General features: G+C 61.6%; 14 protein-coding genes and 1 pseudogene. 5 read left to right on the forward strand and 10 right to left on the reverse strand.

Annotated elements, in window-relative coordinates:
* From BLW24_RS14150 to BLW24_RS14175, 6 genes are all read right to left on the reverse strand, one after another.
* Positions 1 to 1,131 carry an efflux RND transporter periplasmic adaptor subunit gene (locus BLW24_RS14150; protein ID WP_090382511.1) on the reverse strand — a complete coding sequence of 377 codons (1,131 nt, stop codon included), beginning with the start codon at positions 1,129 to 1,131 and terminating at the stop codon, positions 1 to 3.
* Between the two features lie 189 nt (positions 1,132 to 1,320).
* Positions 1,321 to 2,946 (reverse strand): methyl-accepting chemotaxis protein, encoded by a 1,626-nt coding sequence (locus tag BLW24_RS14155; protein ID WP_090382515.1) that lies wholly within the window; start codon positions 2,944 to 2,946, stop codon positions 1,321 to 1,323.
* Between the two features lie 189 nt (positions 2,947 to 3,135).
* Positions 3,136 to 4,245: a DUF1513 domain-containing protein gene (locus tag BLW24_RS14160; protein WP_090387744.1), complete on the reverse strand. Its 1,110-nt coding sequence runs from the start codon at positions 4,243 to 4,245 to the stop codon at positions 3,136 to 3,138.
* A gap of 9 nt (positions 4,246 to 4,254) precedes the next feature.
* Positions 4,255 to 5,316 (reverse strand): imelysin family protein, encoded by a 1,062-nt coding sequence (locus BLW24_RS14165; protein WP_090382522.1) that lies wholly within the window; start codon positions 5,314 to 5,316, stop codon positions 4,255 to 4,257.
* Between the two features lie 10 nt (positions 5,317 to 5,326).
* Positions 5,327 to 6,742, reverse strand: a complete 1,416-nt coding sequence (locus tag BLW24_RS14170) for a di-heme oxidoreductase family protein (protein ID WP_090382526.1) — start codon at positions 6,740 to 6,742, stop codon at positions 5,327 to 5,329.
* A 371-nt stretch (positions 6,743 to 7,113) separates the two neighbouring features.
* Positions 7,114 to 8,448 (reverse strand): imelysin family protein, encoded by a 1,335-nt coding sequence (locus tag BLW24_RS14175; protein WP_090382533.1) that lies wholly within the window; start codon positions 8,446 to 8,448, stop codon positions 7,114 to 7,116.
* 200 nt (positions 8,449 to 8,648) lie between these two features.
* Here BLW24_RS14175 and BLW24_RS14180 point away from each other — a divergent pair, with 200 nt between their 5' ends.
* Positions 8,649 to 9,221 (forward strand): LemA family protein, encoded by a 573-nt coding sequence (locus tag BLW24_RS14180; protein ID WP_090382537.1) that lies wholly within the window; start codon positions 8,649 to 8,651, stop codon positions 9,219 to 9,221.
* A 3-nt stretch (positions 9,222 to 9,224) separates the two neighbouring features.
* Positions 9,225 to 10,120, forward strand: a pseudogene (locus BLW24_RS14185) (GIDE domain-containing protein).
* Between the two features lie 59 nt (positions 10,121 to 10,179).
* On the opposite strand, the gene BLW24_RS14190 reads toward BLW24_RS14185, so the two are convergent.
* Positions 10,180 to 12,243, reverse strand: coding sequence for a putative bifunctional diguanylate cyclase/phosphodiesterase (locus BLW24_RS14190; protein ID WP_090382541.1), 2,064 nt, complete (start codon positions 12,241 to 12,243; stop codon positions 10,180 to 10,182).
* A 333-nt stretch (positions 12,244 to 12,576) separates the two neighbouring features.
* Here BLW24_RS14190 and BLW24_RS14195 point away from each other — a divergent pair, with 333 nt between their 5' ends.
* The gene (locus BLW24_RS14195) at positions 12,577 to 13,872 is read left to right on the forward strand and encodes an ammonium transporter (protein ID WP_090387745.1); all 1,296 of its coding nucleotides are present in this window, start codon (positions 12,577 to 12,579) and stop codon (positions 13,870 to 13,872) included.
* A gap of 1 nt (position 13,873) precedes the next feature.
* Positions 13,874 to 14,179 (forward strand): hypothetical protein, encoded by a 306-nt coding sequence (locus BLW24_RS14200; protein WP_244161162.1) that lies wholly within the window; start codon positions 13,874 to 13,876, stop codon positions 14,177 to 14,179.
* Between the two features lie 135 nt (positions 14,180 to 14,314).
* Here the strand turns inward: BLW24_RS14200 and BLW24_RS14205 are convergent, their stop codons facing one another.
* On the reverse strand, positions 14,315 to 15,295 hold the full coding sequence (locus tag BLW24_RS14205; protein ID WP_090375326.1) for an IS5 family transposase: 981 nt from the start codon (positions 15,293 to 15,295) through the stop codon (positions 14,315 to 14,317).
* A 119-nt stretch (positions 15,296 to 15,414) separates the two neighbouring features.
* Here BLW24_RS14205 and BLW24_RS14210 point away from each other — a divergent pair, with 119 nt between their 5' ends.
* Positions 15,415 to 15,714 (forward strand): hypothetical protein, encoded by a 300-nt coding sequence (locus BLW24_RS14210; RefSeq protein WP_090382546.1) that lies wholly within the window; start codon positions 15,415 to 15,417, stop codon positions 15,712 to 15,714.
* Between the two features lie 64 nt (positions 15,715 to 15,778).
* Here BLW24_RS14210 and BLW24_RS14215 read toward each other — a convergent pair whose 3' ends face one another.
* Positions 15,779 to 16,360 carry a superoxide dismutase gene (locus BLW24_RS14215; protein ID WP_090249029.1) on the reverse strand — a complete coding sequence of 194 codons (582 nt, stop codon included), beginning with the start codon at positions 16,358 to 16,360 and terminating at the stop codon, positions 15,779 to 15,781.
* A 176-nt stretch (positions 16,361 to 16,536) separates the two neighbouring features.
* A complete protein-coding gene (locus tag BLW24_RS14220) occupies positions 16,537 to 17,148 on the reverse strand; it encodes a LysE/ArgO family amino acid transporter (protein ID WP_090382553.1) in 612 nt (203 codons plus the stop codon).
* Positions 17,149 to 17,150 lie beyond the last annotated feature (2 nt).

Here is a 17,150-nt window from a genome sequence, read left to right on the forward strand (position 1 = left end):
TTACTCGTCGCTCGGCTTGGCCTGCGCATTGGCGATGCTGACGTGGGCGCCGTTATCCAGCTTCAGCTGGCCGGCGGATACCACCTGCTCACCGGCCTGCAGGCCTTTGAGAATCACCACCTGGCCGTCGCGGCGTTCGCCGGTTTCGACGAAACGGCGCTCGACCACCAGTTCAGCCTGGCCTTTGTCATCTTTGACCACCTGGCCGTCCTCGCCCTTCTTCTCGCCGATCACGGACACCGAGTTGCCGTAGAGGGTGTAGGTGATGGCAGTTTCCGGTACCACGATCAGGTTCTGCTCGCCGGGCAACAGCACTTCCAGGTTGGCGAACATGCCGGGCAGCAGTTTGCTTTCCGGGTTGGCCAGCATGGCGCGCACCTGCACGTTGCGGGTGGTGTCCTCGACCTTGGGGTTGATCGCGGCGATTTCGCCTTCGAACACCTCGTTTGGGTAAGCCGCCACGCTGAAGCGCACGCGCTCGCCAATGGCCAGTTTGGGCACCGCCTGTTCGGGCAGGAAGAAGTCGACGTAGAGTTTGCTCAGGTCCTGCAGAGTGGCAATGGTGGTGCCGGAGGCCAGGTAGTCACCGACATCCACCTGACGGATGCCGATAGTGCCGGCAAAGGGCGCAAGGATGCGCTTCTTCGCCAGTTGTGCCTGCAGCTGGGCGACGCTGGCATTGGCCTTCTGCAGGCTGGCGGAGAGGCGGTCGAACTCGCTTTTCGAGATGCTCTGGCGGGTGACCAGGCTACGACCGCGCTCGTACTCCACGCGGGCCAGGCCCAGTTCGGCCTGCGCAGTGCCCAGGCTGGCCTGCTCGACATCGCTGTCCATCTGGATCAGTGGCTGCTGCAGGGTGACCTGTTCGCCGGAGCGGAACAGCACCTGCTGCACGGTGCCGCCGACCTCCACGGTCAGGTCAACACCCTGGAAGGCCTTGAGTGTGCCGATGGCTGGCAGGCGACCCTGCCACGGCTGTTCTTCTGCTGTCGCGGCATCAATGCTGATGGCCGGCTGCGGTGCCGAGAACATCTGCACTTGTTGGTAGATGGAAAAGCCTTTGTAGGCGGCGAGGGCGAGTACCACGACGAGTACTGCGCCGAGCATGATCAGCATGCGGCGAAGCAACATATTCCGGTTCCTTGGCAAAGCGGATGAGGGCCTGGGAATAGGCAAGAGGGGCACATTAGACCCCTCGCCGTGGCCTGTCAAAGATTCGCATTTGCAAAAGATTGCGGTGCAAAAGTTGCCAGGTTGGTCAAGTGTTTTTAAAGCAAAATGCCAGCATGTGCTGGCATTTTGTGTGTTGCGTTGCGCCGATCAAGTGCTCAGACGCTGGGTCACTTCGTTGAGTTGTCCGGAGAGGATTTGCAGGTTTTGCCCGGCGCTCTCGGTGCGCTTCACGTTCTCCTGATTGGCGGTGGCGATGGCGGTGATTTCGGTGAGGTTGCGCGAGATGTCTTCGGCCACCGAGGTCTGCTCTTCGGCGGCGGTGGCGATCTGCCGGTTCATATCACGAATGGCTTCCACTGCACTGGTGATCAGTTGCAGCGTCGCGCCGGCCTCGGTGACCTGAGTCACGCCTTCCTCGCTGCGGTGCTGACCACTTTCGATGGCGCGCACCGCATTGACCGCGCCGGTTTGCACAGTGTCGATAATCTGGTGGATTTCCGCCGTGGACTCGGCGGTGCGCTGCGCCAGGGTGCGCACTTCATCGGCCACCACGGCAAAGCCGCGGCCTTGTTCGCCGGCGCGGGCAGCCTCGATGGCCGCGTTAAGCGCGAGCAGGTTGGTCTGCTCGGCGATGCCGCGAATCACTTCCAGCACCTTGCCGATGCGCCCGCTGTCGGCTTCCAGGCGGCGAATCACCTCAGAGGTGTTACTGATCTCGCCGCGAATATCGGTGATGGTTTTGATGGTCGCCTGCATCACCGTCTCACCCTGGCGCGCGGCGCTGTCGGCTGCATCGGCCGCGCCGGCGGCTTCGGCTGCGTGACGCGCGACTTCCTGGGCGGTGGCGGACATTTCATGCATGGCCGTGGCGACCTGATCGGTGCGCGAGAACTGCTCGCGAGTGCCTTGGGCCATCAGTGTTGCGATGGAGTTGAGCTCGCCGCTGGCGGTATCCAGATCCGCCGTGCTGCGTTTCAAACGGGTAAAGGTGTCGGCGAGGAAGTCGCGCAGGATATTTGCGGCCACGGCGAGTTTCCCCAGCTCGTCCTGACGCGTGGCGTCTACGTGCTGACCGAAGTTGCCTCGGCTAAGTTGCGCGATATGTTCGATCAGCTCGCGAACCGGGTTGATCAGGTTGCGGTTGATCAACCAGAGGCTGAACAGGGCAATGACCACGGTGGCGCCGAGCATCAGTAGGGTACCGAGGGTGATGGTGCGGTCTGCCGAGGCATTGATCAGGCTGGCCTGATCCAGGCTCTGTTGGTGCAGTTCGCTGGCCAGGGCCTCCATCTGCTGGGTGGTGTTGCGGTCAATGCCGGAGACCGCCTTGCCGCCGACCGCCGCGTCACCGCCGGCAGCGACAAAGGCGTCGCGACCCTTGCGGTAGTTGGCGCCGAGCGCCTGGTGTTCGCTGCGCAACGTATCGACCTTGGTTTTCAGTGCACGGTCGTTGCCGGCCAGCTCGCTCAATTTGCCCAGTAGGTCCTGAACCTTGCGTTCCTGCGCTTCGAACTGGCTCCAGTATTTGTCCAGCTGAGCTTTGTCGCTGCCACGCAGCAGCACGTTCTTCCACTCCTGTACCTGGGTCTTGAAATTCAGGTTGGTCGAGTCGATCAGCGTCGAGGCCTCCAGCGGACCCTCAAGCAGGCCGCGGTAGGCCTGCATGCCGCTGGAGAGGAAACTGAAACAGGCCAGTGCCGTGACCAGTATCAGCGCCAGGCTGCCGCCGAGCAGAGCGAGAATTTGCGCGCGCAAAGATTTTTGCAGAAACATGGGCGATACCCTTGAGTGTGGAAGGCGGGATGCCAGTGACGCTGAGCGCGTCCTAACTGCGAAGATCCTTATCGACTGGTATCAGCTGTGCCGGATTGCCCAAAGGCAGCGGCTAGTTAGGAGTATAGATCGGCTCTGCGGCAGCGTTCTTTAGCGTGCCGCAGGCGTATTACGGATTTAGCGGTGGCGCTAAACCAGACGCAGGTGGTTGTCCCAAAGGCCGGCAGGCAGCTGCAGGGGCTTGCTGCTGATCTGGGGGCTGCGGCAGTCATACAGGCGGCAACGGCCAACGCCGCTGCTGACCACAAAGCCGTCGGCTACCGCGCCTACGCCGGCGCAATCGGCCAGAGGCGCATCCAGGCGCAGTTCGGCGCTGTCCAGATCCCAGATAAACACCCGGTTGCCGCGGGGAGCAGTCAACGCCAGCAGGCGCAGCTCGCTGTGGATCGCCACGCTGGCGGTGTACTGGTTCATCAGTTGGCGCTGCGCATCGGCTACCGGAAAGTACTGGAAGGGCTGGCCAGGGCGTTTGATCGCCAAGAGCGGCACCACATCGCTGATCTCGTCCATATATTGCTGGCCGGTGACCAGGGTGCCGTCGCTGGCCACGGCCATATGGCGCACGCTGTTCATCCGTTCGGGCAGCTGCTCCCGACTGATCAGGCTGCCGTCGCGGCGCAGCAGCACCAGGCTGGACTCCATGGCGTCGAGATTCATTTCCACCCGGCTATCGGCCTCGGTGCGGATGCCGCCGTTGGCCACGGCCAGGGTTTCACCGTCTGGCAGCCAGAGCAGTTGGTGCGGGCCGATGCCGTGGGTCGACAGTTCGCTGCTGCGCAGTAGCTGTTCACCTTGCAGGCGATAGACACCGAGTACGCCGCGACCGGGGTCGGAGGTGTCGTTCTCGGTGGCGTACAGCCATTCGCCGTCCTTGTGGAACACCGCGTGGCCGTAGAAATGGCGCTGCTTGGGTGAGTTCAGGGTCTGCAGCAGACGGCCGTTACGGGTGTCGATCAGGTAGCTCTGGGTGCTCGGGCGACGGCCGACAAACAGCGCCATAGGCAAAAACGGATGGCCGATCACATCGTGGCAGCGCTCGCTGACCTGGGTGGCAAACACCTGGCTGCCATCCAGTCGGTAACCCACCGCGAAGTGCTTGCCAGCGCTGTCGTTGCGCGCCGACAGCAGCAGCGGCTGGGCGCCGCTGTGCATAAGCGTCCAGCCACCATAAGTGCCGGCGGCCGCTGCCGTGGCGGCAACAGCAGCGATGCTCAGCCCTAGAAAGGCGCGGCGATTGATCTGCATGCTTTAGTCGCCGTCATGGGCGTTAAAGCCCAGCTGGATGCCCAGGGTCTTGGCCAGTTCGGATTCATGCAGGCGATGCAGCACATTCAGGCTGTCGTACAGGGCATTCACCTCTCTGCGGCCGGCTTCGTCGCTCAGCAGTTCGCCGAGCGGGCGCTGGGCGGCGGCCAGGCGCTGACGGGTGTCGCTGTAGGCGGCGTTGATGCGTTGTTTCAGTGCGTCTTGATCACTGCCAAGCAGCGCCTGGATGCCATCCTGTTCGGCGCCCAGCCAGATGCGTTCGGCACTGGCCAGACTGGCGGCGAGGTTGGCCAGGCTGGCCTTGCTGCGCCAGGCTTCGGCCTGATAGGGCTGCGGCTGGCCTTTGCTTTGACGGCCGAGGGGCGTGCCGAGTTTCTTCTTCAGCCCGTCGATGGCGCTGACCTGGGTGCGCAGCAGCTCGGCCACCGCTTCCGGGGCTTCGGCGTAGCGGGCGTTGGGGAAGTCCTTGAGCAGCGTGGCCATACCGTCTTTGGCTTGCCACTGGCTCAGCACATCAGCGGCCAGTACTTGCTGGTGCTGACCGATGGCAACGATCAGCGGGCAGTAGCGGGCTTTCTGTTCGGCGACGCTCAGGTCGATAGCTGGGTCGAACAGCAGGTACTCATAGGCGGTGAGGCCTTGCACCACCACGCTGGATTTATCCAGGTCGGCCGGGGTCAGCTCGGGTTTGCTGTTGACCAGCGCTTCAACCTGACGCGCTACCAGGTTCTTCTTGTCTGGCCAGAATTGCACCTGCCAGGCACGGTTGCCCTCTGCCAGTGGGCCGAAGGCCACCGGTTGCACGGCGGCCCAGGCGCTTTGCGCGCTGGCAAAGGCCTGGCGGGCCTCGGCTAGATTCTGTTGGCCGGCGCAGAAGGCCTGACCGCTAACGGCAAGCTGGCGGTCGGCTTCGCTCCAGGCGCTGTAGATTGGCAGCAACACGCCATCGGTGAGCGCGCGGCTGACCTGCTGCTGCGGATCGCTTGGGCTGCAGGCGGTGAGCGTGAGGCTGAGCAGGGCGAGCGTGAGGGGTGAGCGGATCATCTGCGGCTCCTTACAACGAATTCAGGAAAGCCAACAGCGCGCTACGCTCGTCGGCATTGAAAGTCATGACCTGCTGCTTGGCCGCCTCGGCCTCGCCGCCATGCCAGAGGATGGCCTCCAGCAGGTTGCGCGCGCGGCCGTCATGCAGGAACTGGCTGTGACCGTTGACTGTTTCAGTCAGGCCGATGCCCCAGAGTGGCGGGGTGCGCCATTCGCGGCCGCTGGCGAGGAACTCCGGGCGGTTATCTGCCAGCCCGTCGCCCATATCATGCAGCAGCAGGTCGCTGTAGGGGCGGATCAGCTGATTGGCCAGTTCCGGTTCTGCTGCATCGGCCGCGGTGGTGAATTGCGGGGTGTGGCAGCCCTGGCAACCGGCCTGGTAGAACAGGTTTTTGCCGGCGAGCACTTGCGGCGTATCGGCGCCGCGCCGCGCCGGTACACCGAGGTTGCGGCTGTAGAACAGCACGCTGGCGAGGATGGTGTCGCTGACCTCGGGCTCGCCGCCATGGGGCGCGCTGCGGCAATCCGTCTGCGCCGTTGTGCAGTTGTCACGGGCCACCAGCGTGCTGGTAAGGCCCATGTCGTTGGCAAAGGCTTCGGCATTCTGCTGGTTGAGCGTCGGCTGACCGGCCTTCCAGCCAAAACGACCAAGCACCGTGCGTTGCTGCTCGCGGTCCCAGACCTGGTTGGCGCGCCCGGAAATGCCATCGCCATTGCTGTCTTCGGGGTCGGCATTGGCCAGGATGGCCGCTTCGGGAATCGCTTCGAGCAGACCGAGGCCGATCATCGGCGGGGCAATACGCGCGGAGAACAGCGTGTCGGGATGCAGGGCGCCATACCCGAGCTGGCTGATTTCCAGGTTGGGCTTGCGCAGCTCGGCCTGCTGACCATCGGCCAAGCTGACCCGCTGCGTGCTGTAGCTGACGCGTACCTTGCCTTCAGGCGCGACGCCGGGGTTGGCCATGTCCTGCAGTTGACCGCCGTAGGTGGGTTCAGCCAGTACGCCGAGGCGCTGGATAATCTCGGCATGTTCGCTGCCGGCAGGAATCGACAGGCGTACCAGCATCGACACCGAGCTGAGCGCATCAGGCGCTGGCGGATGGCCGCGGCCGTCCTTGATATGGCAGTTCTGGCAGGCGTTGGTGTTGAACAGCGGGCCGAGGCCGTCACGCGCGGTGGTGGTGGCCGGCGCGGTGACCCAGGGATTGCGGAAGAAGCTGTTGCCGACGCTGAAATCCAGGCGGCGCGAAGTCGACAGGTTGGCAGACGGTAGGGAGAAGGCGTTCTGATCCGCCTTGCGTACGGTGGCGCTGCCGGCGGACAGGGCTTCGCCGGGCTCGGCTTGGGTGAACTGTGGGGGGGTATCGCAGGCGGCCAAGCTCAGGCTCAAAGCCAGCAGCAGCGCAACGCGATGCGGCGCAAACATGAAAGGACATCCGCAACAGAAAACAGGCGGCCGATCTTAACAGTCCGCCCCGTTTTAAATAAGACGGATTTGCATTATCGATGGTGGTCAAAGGTCGCAGGGTGCCAAAAAAGGCTATATCCGAGCTGACTGTTACCGGCGATTTCGGCCCTGTAGGGGCGTGCTTGGCCGTGATCGGGGCCAGCCAGCGATCCACTGTGGGAAGCGCTTCCGCGGCGAGCTTTCGGCGGTGCTTGTCGCGGCTGAAGTCCCTCCCACATCAGTCTCGCCATAAAAAGGCTGGCGTAAAAAAGCCGCGACTCGGATAAGGAGTCGCGGCTTTTTTATCGCTACAAGCTAGAACTTGGTGAGTTGCAGCAAGTTCTACGCGGTTAGAAGCTGTGGTCAGCGGTATCCGGGTTGAGATCACTGATACCCAGCTTGCCAGCGGCCTGCTCGATTGCGCCGGTCTGCTTGACCAGTGCGGCGATGGCATCACGAACAATCTGCTGGCCTTCGGCGTTGTCGGCGGCGATCAGCTGATCGAAGTGTTTACCATTGTTGGCACTGTCGACCAGCGCCTGCAGCTTGCCTTCGGTGGCTTCGAGGTCGGCTTTCAGGGCGCTGTCAGCGGCGGCGTCAACCTTGGCTACCAGCGACGACAGGCTTGGGCCGGTCAGAGTGGTGCCATCGACCTTCTTGTATTCGCCCAGGTAGACGTTGCGAATACCTTTGCCGTTGTAGAAGTGCGAGTTGTGGGTGTTGTCGCTGAAGCAGTCGTGCTCGTCTTCGGTGGAATTGGCTTCCAGCGCGACCTTCATGCGCTCGCCGGCCAGCTCGCCGAGTGACAGGCTACCCATGCCGAAGAGCATCTTGCGCAGGCCGTTTTCAGCGGTGTCGGCTTCCAGCGTGGCGCGGTAGTTGTCGGTCTTACCGGCTTGCCACTGCACAACCATCGCATCAAGGTCGCTGACCAGCAGGTCGGCGGCGGCTTTGATAAAGGCGCGGCGGCGCTCGTTGTTGCCGCCAGTGGCGCCTTCACCCACGAGGAAATCGCTGGCTGGGCGCTCGCCGGCGCCTGAATTGGTGCCGTTGAGGTCCTGGCCCCAGAGCAGGAACTCGATGGCGTGGTAACCGGTGGCGACGTTGGCTTCGGAACCGCCCAGCTCATTCAGGCTGGCCAGCAGTTCCGGGGTGATGGTGGTGACGTCGAGCTTGTCTTCGCCGACCTGCAGTTCGGTATTGGCGATGATGTTGGCGCTGGCGCCTGGGTTGCCCAGGGCGTGTTGGTAATCCTTGGCGACGTAGTCGATCAGGCCTTCGTCCAGCGGCCAAGCGTTCAGCTGGCCTTCCCAGTCGTCGACCACGGCGTTGCCGAAGCGGAACACTTCGCTCTGCATGTAAGGCACACGGGCTGCCAGCCAGGCTTCGCGGGCGGTTTTCAGAGTGTCGTCATTCGGGTTGGCGAGCAGGGCATCGATGGCACCTTGCAAGGTTTTTCCGGTGCTGACGGCATCGCTGAATACGGCCAGGGCCAGGTCGGCGTAGTGGCTGACCACCGCTTTGCTGGCCGCTTCATCGACTTGGCTGGTGGCAGCTACCGGGGCGCTGGCGCTGCTGGCGGCAGGTGCGGCAGCTTGGGTGTCGGGTGCTTTGTCTTCACCGCAACCGGCGAGTGAGATGGAGATGGCGAGCAGGCTGGCAGAGGCCAGGGGCATACGGAGCATGGCGGAATCCTTTGCTGGTGAGAGTGGGCACCCACGCAAGCGGGTACAAAAACCGAAACATAATGCGAAAGATTTTCATTTTGCGCAAAGGGTCAATGCAGCTTTTTCACTGCGAGCTGTGGGCAAAGTCTGCGATCGGGCAATTCGATAGGGCTAAAATGCCAGCACAGCTGCCTTCAAGAACCACTCAGGAGTTCCGCATGAGCCTTACCAGTGTTGTCGTCATTGTGTTGTTGGTCCTGCTCGCGGCGTATGTCGTGGTGCTCTACAACGCGCTGGTGCGTTTGAAGCATGGCGTGAGCAAGGCCTGGTCGAATATCGACGTAATGCTCAAGCAGCGCCATGAGGAGCTGCCCAAGCTGGTGGAAACCTGCAAGCAGTACATGCAGCACGAGCGCGGCACTCTGGAAGCAGTGATTGCTGCGCGTCAGGCGGTTTCCAGCGCCCAGGCCAAAGGTGACATGAATGCCCTGGGCAAGGCCGAGACGGGCCTGCGCGTCGGCCTGGGTCAGTTGTTCGCCTTGGCGGAGAACTACCCGGAGCTGAAAGCCAATGAGAGCTTCCAACACCTGCAGCAGCGTATCAGTGGCCTGGAAAACGGTATTGCCGACCGCCGCGAGCTCTACAACGAGGCGGTTAACCTGAACAACGTGCGCATCGAGCAGTTCCCCGATGTGATCATTGCTCGTGCCTTTGCCTTCAAAGAGGCCGCGCTGCTGGAGTTCAGCGAGGGTGAAAAAGCCGACGTCGATCTCAAATCGCTGTTTGGCTAAGCCGTGGATATTCAAGGACAGGTTGTTGGGCTGGCCTGCAGTGTGGCGGTCAGTGCGGGCGGGGCATGGTGGTTCTTGCGGCGCTTCTCCCAGGCGCGGCATCTGCTCGATACGCCGACCTCGAAGATTCGTTCGGCAGCTCAGGGCTATGTTGAGTTTTATGGCGTACTGCATGACAGCACCGAGCCACAGCTGCTCGGCCCGCTGACCAATACGCCGTGCCTGTGGTGGCGTTACAAGATCGAGAATACACCTCAAGCGGCAAGAAACGCAGCTGGCGCACGCTGGAAAGCGGCAGCAGTGAGGCGTTGCTGCGACTCGACGACAGCACCGGCAGTTGTCTGATCGACCCGCGTGGCGCTCAGGTGCGGCCACTGACCCGTGAAGTCTGGAAAGGCAGCCTGCGCCACCCTCTGGGCGCGGCGAAAACCGGTTGGCGTGCGCTGTTCAGCAACGATGAGCGCTACCGCTATACCGAGGAACGTTTGCATGCCGGTCAGCCACTGTACGCCATTGGCGATTTTCGCAGCAGCGGCGGCGGTCGCCAGGGCCTGGATCTATCGGCTGCTCAAGGTGCGGTGATTCGCGAGTGGAAGAGCGACTTTGGCGGCCTGCTGCAGCGCTTCGACAGCGACGGCAATGGTCAGCTGGATGAGCGTGAATGGCAGCGGGTACAGCTGGCCGCAAGCCTGGAGGCCGAAGACCGGCATCGCCAGCAAAGCACCCAGCCGGAGCAGCATCACCTGAGCAAGCCGCGAGAAGCGCAGCCGTTTATTCTCTCCTGCGCCGGTGAGGATGAGCTGGTGCGTCAGTTCTACTGGCAGGCGGCTGGCGGTGTCGTGCTGTGTCTGGCCGGCGCGTTGGCAGCGGCCTGGTTACTGGGTATCAACAGCTTCTAGGTAAAGTGTCCGCATAAAAAAGCCCGCCAATTGGCGGGCTTTTTCGTAGGCGTCTGGCGTCAGAGAGTGGCGGGATTGGCGGCGCTGTTCAGTCGCCGGGCCTGCTTCAGGTAGGTCGTCAGTTCGCGTGCCGGCAGCGGCTTGCTGTACAGGTAGCCCTGACCCTCGTTACAGCCCTCGGCGATGATATAGGCCTCCTGCTCGACGGTTTCCACGCCCTCGGCGATGACCTGCATGCCCAGGCTCTTACCCAGCTGGATGATGGCACGCACGATGGTTGCGTCGTCTTCGTCTTCCAGCAGATCCTGAACGAAGCTCTTGTCGATCTTGATCTTGTCCAGCGGCAGGCTTTTCAGATAGCTCAGCGAGGAGTAGCCGGTACCGAAGTCATCAATCGCGATCAACGCACCGGAGCGACGCAGGCTGAGCAGGTGTTGGGCGGCGGTGTTGATGTCTTCCATCAGGCCGGTTTCGGTGACTTCCAGCTCCAGGCTGCGCAGCGGCAGGCGATAGACCTGCATCAGGTTGTTGACCACCCGTGGCAGCTCGGCGTGGTGCAGCTGTACGGTGGAGAGGTTGACCGCCATGCGCAGCTCGGTGAAGCCCTGATCATGCCATTCGCGCAGCTGACGGCAGGATTGGTCAAGAATCCATTCACCAATCGGGATGATGGTACCGCTCTGTTCGGCAAGCGGGATAAACAGATCTGGCGACACGAAACCATGTTGTGGATGTTGCCAGCGCAGCAGCGCTTCGACGCCAACCACACTGTGGTCGCGGTAGTCGACCTGCGGTTGGTAAACCATGTGCAGTTGGTTCAGGGACAAGGCGTCGCGCAGGTCTTTTTCCAGCTCGCGGCGGCGGCGCATTTCGCTGTCGACGCTGGCGATATAGAACTGGTAGCGGTTGCGTGACCGACTCTTGGCCAGGGTCATGGTCTGCTCGGCTTTCTGCAGCAGCTTCTCGGTGCTGTCGCCATCCTCCGGGAACAGGGTGATGCCGATGGTGGCACGTAGGCGCATTTGCTGCTGGTCGAGCATAAACGGGTTGTCGAGGTCGTCGAGTACGCTCTGCGCCAGCTCGGCGGCCTCGTAAGGCTGCTCGATATCGGCCTGCACCAGGGCGAACTGATCACCACCTAAGCGGGCCAGAGCGCCGAGGCGGCCACTGTGGCTGCGCAAACGGTCGGACAGGGCCAGCAGCAGTTGGTCGCCAGTCTGATAGCTAAACTGCTCGTTGATCTCTTTGAAGTCATCCAGGCCTACGCAGAGCACCGCCACTCGCCGGTTTAGGCGCCCGGCGTCTTCAAGAATCTGATCGAGTTGCTGTTGCAGCTGCTGACGGTTCGGCAGCCCGGTAAGGAAATCGTACTGAGCCATGCGCAGCAGGCTGTTTTCCGCTTCGCGGCGCAGGTGGGTGTTGCGTTCGATGGAGGAGAGCAGCTGGTTGGCGGTATTGATCCACAGCCCCAGTTCATTCTTCTCGTTGCCCTTGAGCATCGGCAGCTTGTGCTCGCTGGGGCGGTCCGGGTTGATATTGGTCAGGTGCTCAATGATCTTCGACAGCGGTTTGGTCAGCAGCCAGTGGTAGACCAGGTACAGCACCAAACCCATGGCCAGGGCACGCAGCACGCCGGAGATAAAGATGATGACTGAGTTGGTGACAAAGCTCTCGCCGTAGGGAGCCGTGTCGAGGGTGATGCTGAGGTCGCCGTAGTATTCGCTGTAGGGGCCACGGCCTACCAGCTGGGTGGTGAAATTCTGTTCTTTGCCAAGGATCGGGTCGGTCAGCCAGCGCGTGGGGATATCGACCTGCTCTCGGGCTTTCTCCGCCAGCATCGGTTCATTGGGGTGACCGATGGCGGCCATGCGCACCGACTCATGTTGGAACAGGCCTTCGATCACCTGCATGCCCATTTCCCGATCCAGGCTGTAGACCGCCTGGGTGGAAGGGTCGCGGAACATGCCGAGAATACGGTGCGCGTCGTTGGCGACTGCCTGACGTGTTTTGTAAACGTCGAAAACAATCTGCGCAAGACTCAAGACCACGCCGACGACCAGCGCTGATAGCAGCACCACGCGGAGCAACTTGAGTGACAGGCTGTTTTTGAGTTCCAGCTTCAAATGACGGTTCCTTGTTCGAGGCCTTCGGCGTCAGACGCTAGTGAGTATTGGCAAAGTCGCGCTTGCAGTCAAAGGGCCATTACCAAAGTTTGTCGAACAAATTATCTGCGCGGCGATGGCGCGACTGCAGGCAGCTGTGTTGCCCGCCTGCACTGTGTCGGTGCGAGTTGCTTGCGGCTTGAGCGCCGTTGGGCGGTTTTTTATGGTCTGCCAGGCCTGGCGACCACCTTTGGGGCCGTTGCTAGGCAACGTTAAAAATGGCGCCCAGCTATTTTTTTGTTTGGCATGAGAGTTGCGAAGCCCCCTCTACTCACCTTTATGGGGGACGCTGCGATGAGAACTCGACTGTTAGGGGTAGCTGCACTGTTGGTTTCACCACTGGCGCAGGCGGCCAGCGATGAGGCGCTCAACACGGCCTGGCTGGTGTTGGCCAGCGTGCTGGTGTTCTTTATGCAGGCCGGCTTTGCCTTGCTGGAAAGCGGCATGTCGCGGGCAAAGAATGCGGTCAATGTGATGATGAAAAATTACATGGACGGCTGCGTCGGTGGCATCACCTTCTGGCTGCTGGGCTTCGGTCTGATGTTCGGCAGCAATATCACCGGCTGGTTCGGCATGAGCCATTTCGCGCCGCATACCGGCGGGCCCTGGGATTTCACCTTTCTGCTGTTTCAGATGATGTTCGCCGCCACGGCAGCGACCATCGCCAGTGGTGCCATGGCCGAGCGCACGCGCTATTCGGCCTACCTGATTGGCGCAGTGGTGATCAGCGGGTTTATCTACCCGGTGTTCGGCAGCTGGGTGTGGAGCGGCATCTATGGCGGCCAGGGTTGGTTGGCGGCCTTGGGTTTTATCGACTTCGCCGGTTCGACCGTGGTGCACAGCGTTGGCGCCTGGTGTGCGCTGGCCGGCATTTTGGTACTGGGGCCGCGTCTGGGCCGCTTTGCTGCGGATGGCACGCCGCGCAGCATTCCCGGGCACAACCTCAGCCTGGTCGCGCTGGGCGGTTTTATTCTCTGGGTCGGCTGGTTTGGCTTTAACGCCGGCAGCAGTCTGGAGATGAATGTCAGCCTCGGCCTGATTGCCCTGAATACCCATCTGGCTGCATCGGCCGGAGCGCTGGGCGCATTTCTGGCGCAGCGCAGTACCTCCAGTCCGGTGCTGCTGACCACTACGGTGAACGGTTCGCTCGGCGGTTTGGTCGGCATCACCGCCGGTTGCGCGAGTATGTCGCCGCTGTTTGCCCTGCTGACCGGGCTGGTATCCGGTTTTGTGGTGGTGTTCGGTATGCGCCTGCTGGAGCGCTGGCAGCTGGATGATGTAGTTGGCGCGGTGCCAGTGCATGGCTTTGCCGGTGTCTGGGGTACGGTGGCGGCCGGGCTGTTCTTCAGTGGCGACCTGTTCAACTGGTCGCGGGTCGGTGTGCAGTTGCTCGGCGCCGGTGTGGCGTTTGTCTGGGCCTTTCCGCTGGCGCTGATGCTCTATCTGTTGCTGGCGAAAACCCTCGGCCTGCGTACCTCCACCCAGCATGAGCAGCGCGGCCTGGATTATGCCGAGCATGCAGAGGTGGGCTATCCCGAGTTCAACCTGGCCGTGACTTTCGACAGCAACGATCTGCCGAGGAGGGTGTGAGATGAGTCTGGCAACTCGCCGACGGGCGATCTACACCGGGCTGGCCGGACACTTTGCCGAGGACGAACTGCTGGCCGTGCTGGCGCTCTGGGAAAGTAAATATGCCGATAAACCACCGTTCGCGCTCAAAGAGTTTCTCGGCGAAGTGGTCGCGACCACTGAACGCAAACTGGAGCGCGCCAAGCTCTACCGCGAACTCGTGGGCGCGCTGACTGGGCCGCTATCGGCCTTGCTGCCCGACCCGGAGCCGCTGTTGCACAGCTGGAGGCAGCGGATGGGCGTGGCGGCGCCGCTAAGGATCCTCTGAAGTAGCCATGCATTTCTGGCTGACGTCAGCCTCTGCTGATTTCGAAAGTGATAAATCGATCAAAAACGATCAGATTACCGGCTCATTTCTGTGTTTTTAGCCGCCGCGAGCACCTCGCGGCAGCCATTTCCAGCATTACGGGCGCACCTCTCCTGCATTCGTCAGTAAATGTCGGCGCGCCATCCACAGATTTGACAGCGCGAATAAAGTCACCAGTTGCGCCGTGTTTTTGACCAGGCCACGGAAGCGCGTCTTCACATAACCGAACTGACGCTTGATCACCCGAAACGGATGCTCGACCTTGGCTCGCACTTGGGCCTTGGCCTTCTCGATTTTGCGCTTGGCTTTGTACAGCGCGCTGCGCTTACCGAGTTTCTTGTAAGTGCTACGCCGTGCTGCAACCTGCCAGATCACTTGACGGCCCTCATGCTCGGGGCGCTTCTCGACACCGGTATATCCGGCATCGGCCCCCACCATGTTTTCCTCGCCGTGCAGCAGCTTATCGACCTGGGTGACATCCGCCACGTTGGCGGCAGTACCCACCACGCTGTGCACCAAGCCAGACTCGTCATCCACCCCGATGTGCGCCTTCATGCCGAAGTAATACTGATTGCCTTTCTTGGTTGAGTGCATCTCAGGGTCACGCTTACCGTTCTTGTTCTTGGTTGAACTCGGCGCGTTGATCAGCGTGGCATCGACGATGGTGCCTTGGCGCAGCGACAAACCACGGTCACCCAGGTAGCCATTGATCACGGCCAGGATGCCGGCAGCCAGTTCGTGTTTTTCCAGCAAGCGGCGGAAGTTGAGGATGGTGGTTTCGTCAGGAATGCGCTCCAGAGTCAGCCCGGCAAACTGGCGTAGGATGGTGGTCTCGTACAGCGCCTCTTCCATCGCCGGATCGCTGTAACCGAACCAGTTTTGCATCAGATGCACTCGCAGCATCGCCATCAGCGGATAGGACGGTCGGCCGCCTTCACCCTTTGGATAATGCGGCTCGATCAAAGCGATCAACCCTTTCCATGGCACTACCCGATCCATCTCGATCAGGAACAATTCTTTGCGGGTCTGCTTGCGCTTGCCGGCGTACTCGGCGTCGGCGAAGGTCATCTGCTTCATCGGAAAACTCGGCGGGTGGAGTGCGGATATTTTGCCAAAATCAGGAAGTCTTTTTCAGACCATCCCTAAGGGTTGGCCCGGATAGCCAGGCACGGCATACTTTCGAGGCGCTGAGTCGGGTGCTGTTGAATGAGCTGGAGGCCGAGTTGGTGCCGCGTTTGCGGCGTTTCGCTGCGGGCAATCTTGCCGGGTTGAGCGTGGCTAACGAGCAGCGCCTGCTGGTGCGTGCCTGGCTGGAGCAGGACGCTGCGCTGGAACCAGCCGGCTTGGGCCTTGAGCACTTACGGCAATTGCTCAACCTGTTGTATATCGGCCTGTGCGAGTACCTTGGGCCGGTCATCGCCGATCAACGTCTGAGTCAGGCCGTGCAGCAGGTGGAGGCGCTGCACCTGGCGTTTCCCCCGCGCAAGCTGCTCTAAAGCACGTATCCACATAACAAGAAACCCGGCACTGGGCCGGGTTTCTTGTGGGTAACGCAGGTACTTAGGCGGCGTAGTTTTTCGCTACGAAGTCCCAGTTAACCAGGTTCCAGAACGCCTCAACATACTTCGGACGCAGGTTGCGGTAGTCGATGTAGTAGGCGTGTTCCCAGACGTCGCAGGTCAGCAGCGGGGTGTCGCCGCTGGTCAGCGGGCAGCCGGCGCCGATGGTGCTGGCCAGAGCCAGGGAACCGTCAGCCTTCTTCACCAGCCAGCCCCAACCGGAACCGAAGGTGCCGATGGAAACTTTGCTGAACTCTTCCTTGAACTTGTCGAAGGAACCGAAGGCCGCGTTGATCGCGTCAGCCAGGGCACCCGTCGGCTGGCCACCGGCGTTAGGCGCCAGGCAGTTCCAGTAGAAGGTGTGGTTCCAGACCTGAGCGGCGTTGTTGAAGATGCCGCCCGAAGAAGTCTTGACGATTTCTTCCAGGGTTTTGCCTTCGAACTCGGTGCCTGGGACCAGGTTGTTCAGGTTCACGACATAGGTGTTGTGGTGCTTGTCGTGGTGGAACTCCAAGGTTTCCTTGGAAATGTGCGGCTGCAGAGCGTCATGTGCGTAGGGCAGCGGCGGCAATTCGAAAGCCATTGTCTATCTCCTAATCAGATCAGGTGCGGTGTGCGCGAGGCCGATCACGGGCGGCCATCTCAGCGGCGTGAGTTATCTCTTTGCGCCGCAAGCCTTTGATCATAGCACCGGCACTGCGCCTTAAACACGCGGCAACTGTGTGGAAAACCACCTCGGCATGTTGCATCAGAGCCGTTCTAGAGCATGCCGGGGTTGCTCAATAGCTGCCAGGCAATGCTGAACATCATCAGGGCCACGCCCAGGTCTATAAAGCGCCAGGTGCTTGGGCGCGCGAGCCAGGGTGCGAGCCAGGCTGCGCCGAGGGCCAGGCAGAAGAACCACATCAATGAAGCGCTTGCCGCACCCAGCGCATAGGCGCCGGGCACCGGCTGTTGGGCGCCGAGTGAGCCGATCAGCAGCACCGTGTCGAGGTACACATGTGGGTTGAGCAAGGTCACTGCCAGGGCTGCCAGCAGTACTGCCTTGCGTGAGCGTGGGCCGCTTTCACTGGCCTGATTCAGTGCCTGCGGGCGGCTGGCGCGGACCAGCGCCTGGGCGCCATACCAGAGCAGAAAGGCTGCACCACCCCAGCGGGCGATGCCCAGCAGCAGCGGGCTTTGCGCCAGTACGGTAGCTAGACCAAAGACCCCAGCGGTCACCAACAGGGCATCGCAGACCACACAGAGCAGCGCCACCGGCAGGTGATGCTCGCGGCGCAGACTTTGTGCGAGGACAAAAGCGTTTTGCGCGCCGAGAGCGATGATAAGCCCGGCGGCGATCAGTAATCCGTTGCTATAGCTCTGCCACATAT

Origin of the sequence: Pseudomonas anguilliseptica (assembly GCF_900105355.1) — a bacterium.
GTDB classification, from domain to species: domain Bacteria; phylum Pseudomonadota; class Gammaproteobacteria; order Pseudomonadales; family Pseudomonadaceae; genus Aquipseudomonas; species Aquipseudomonas anguilliseptica.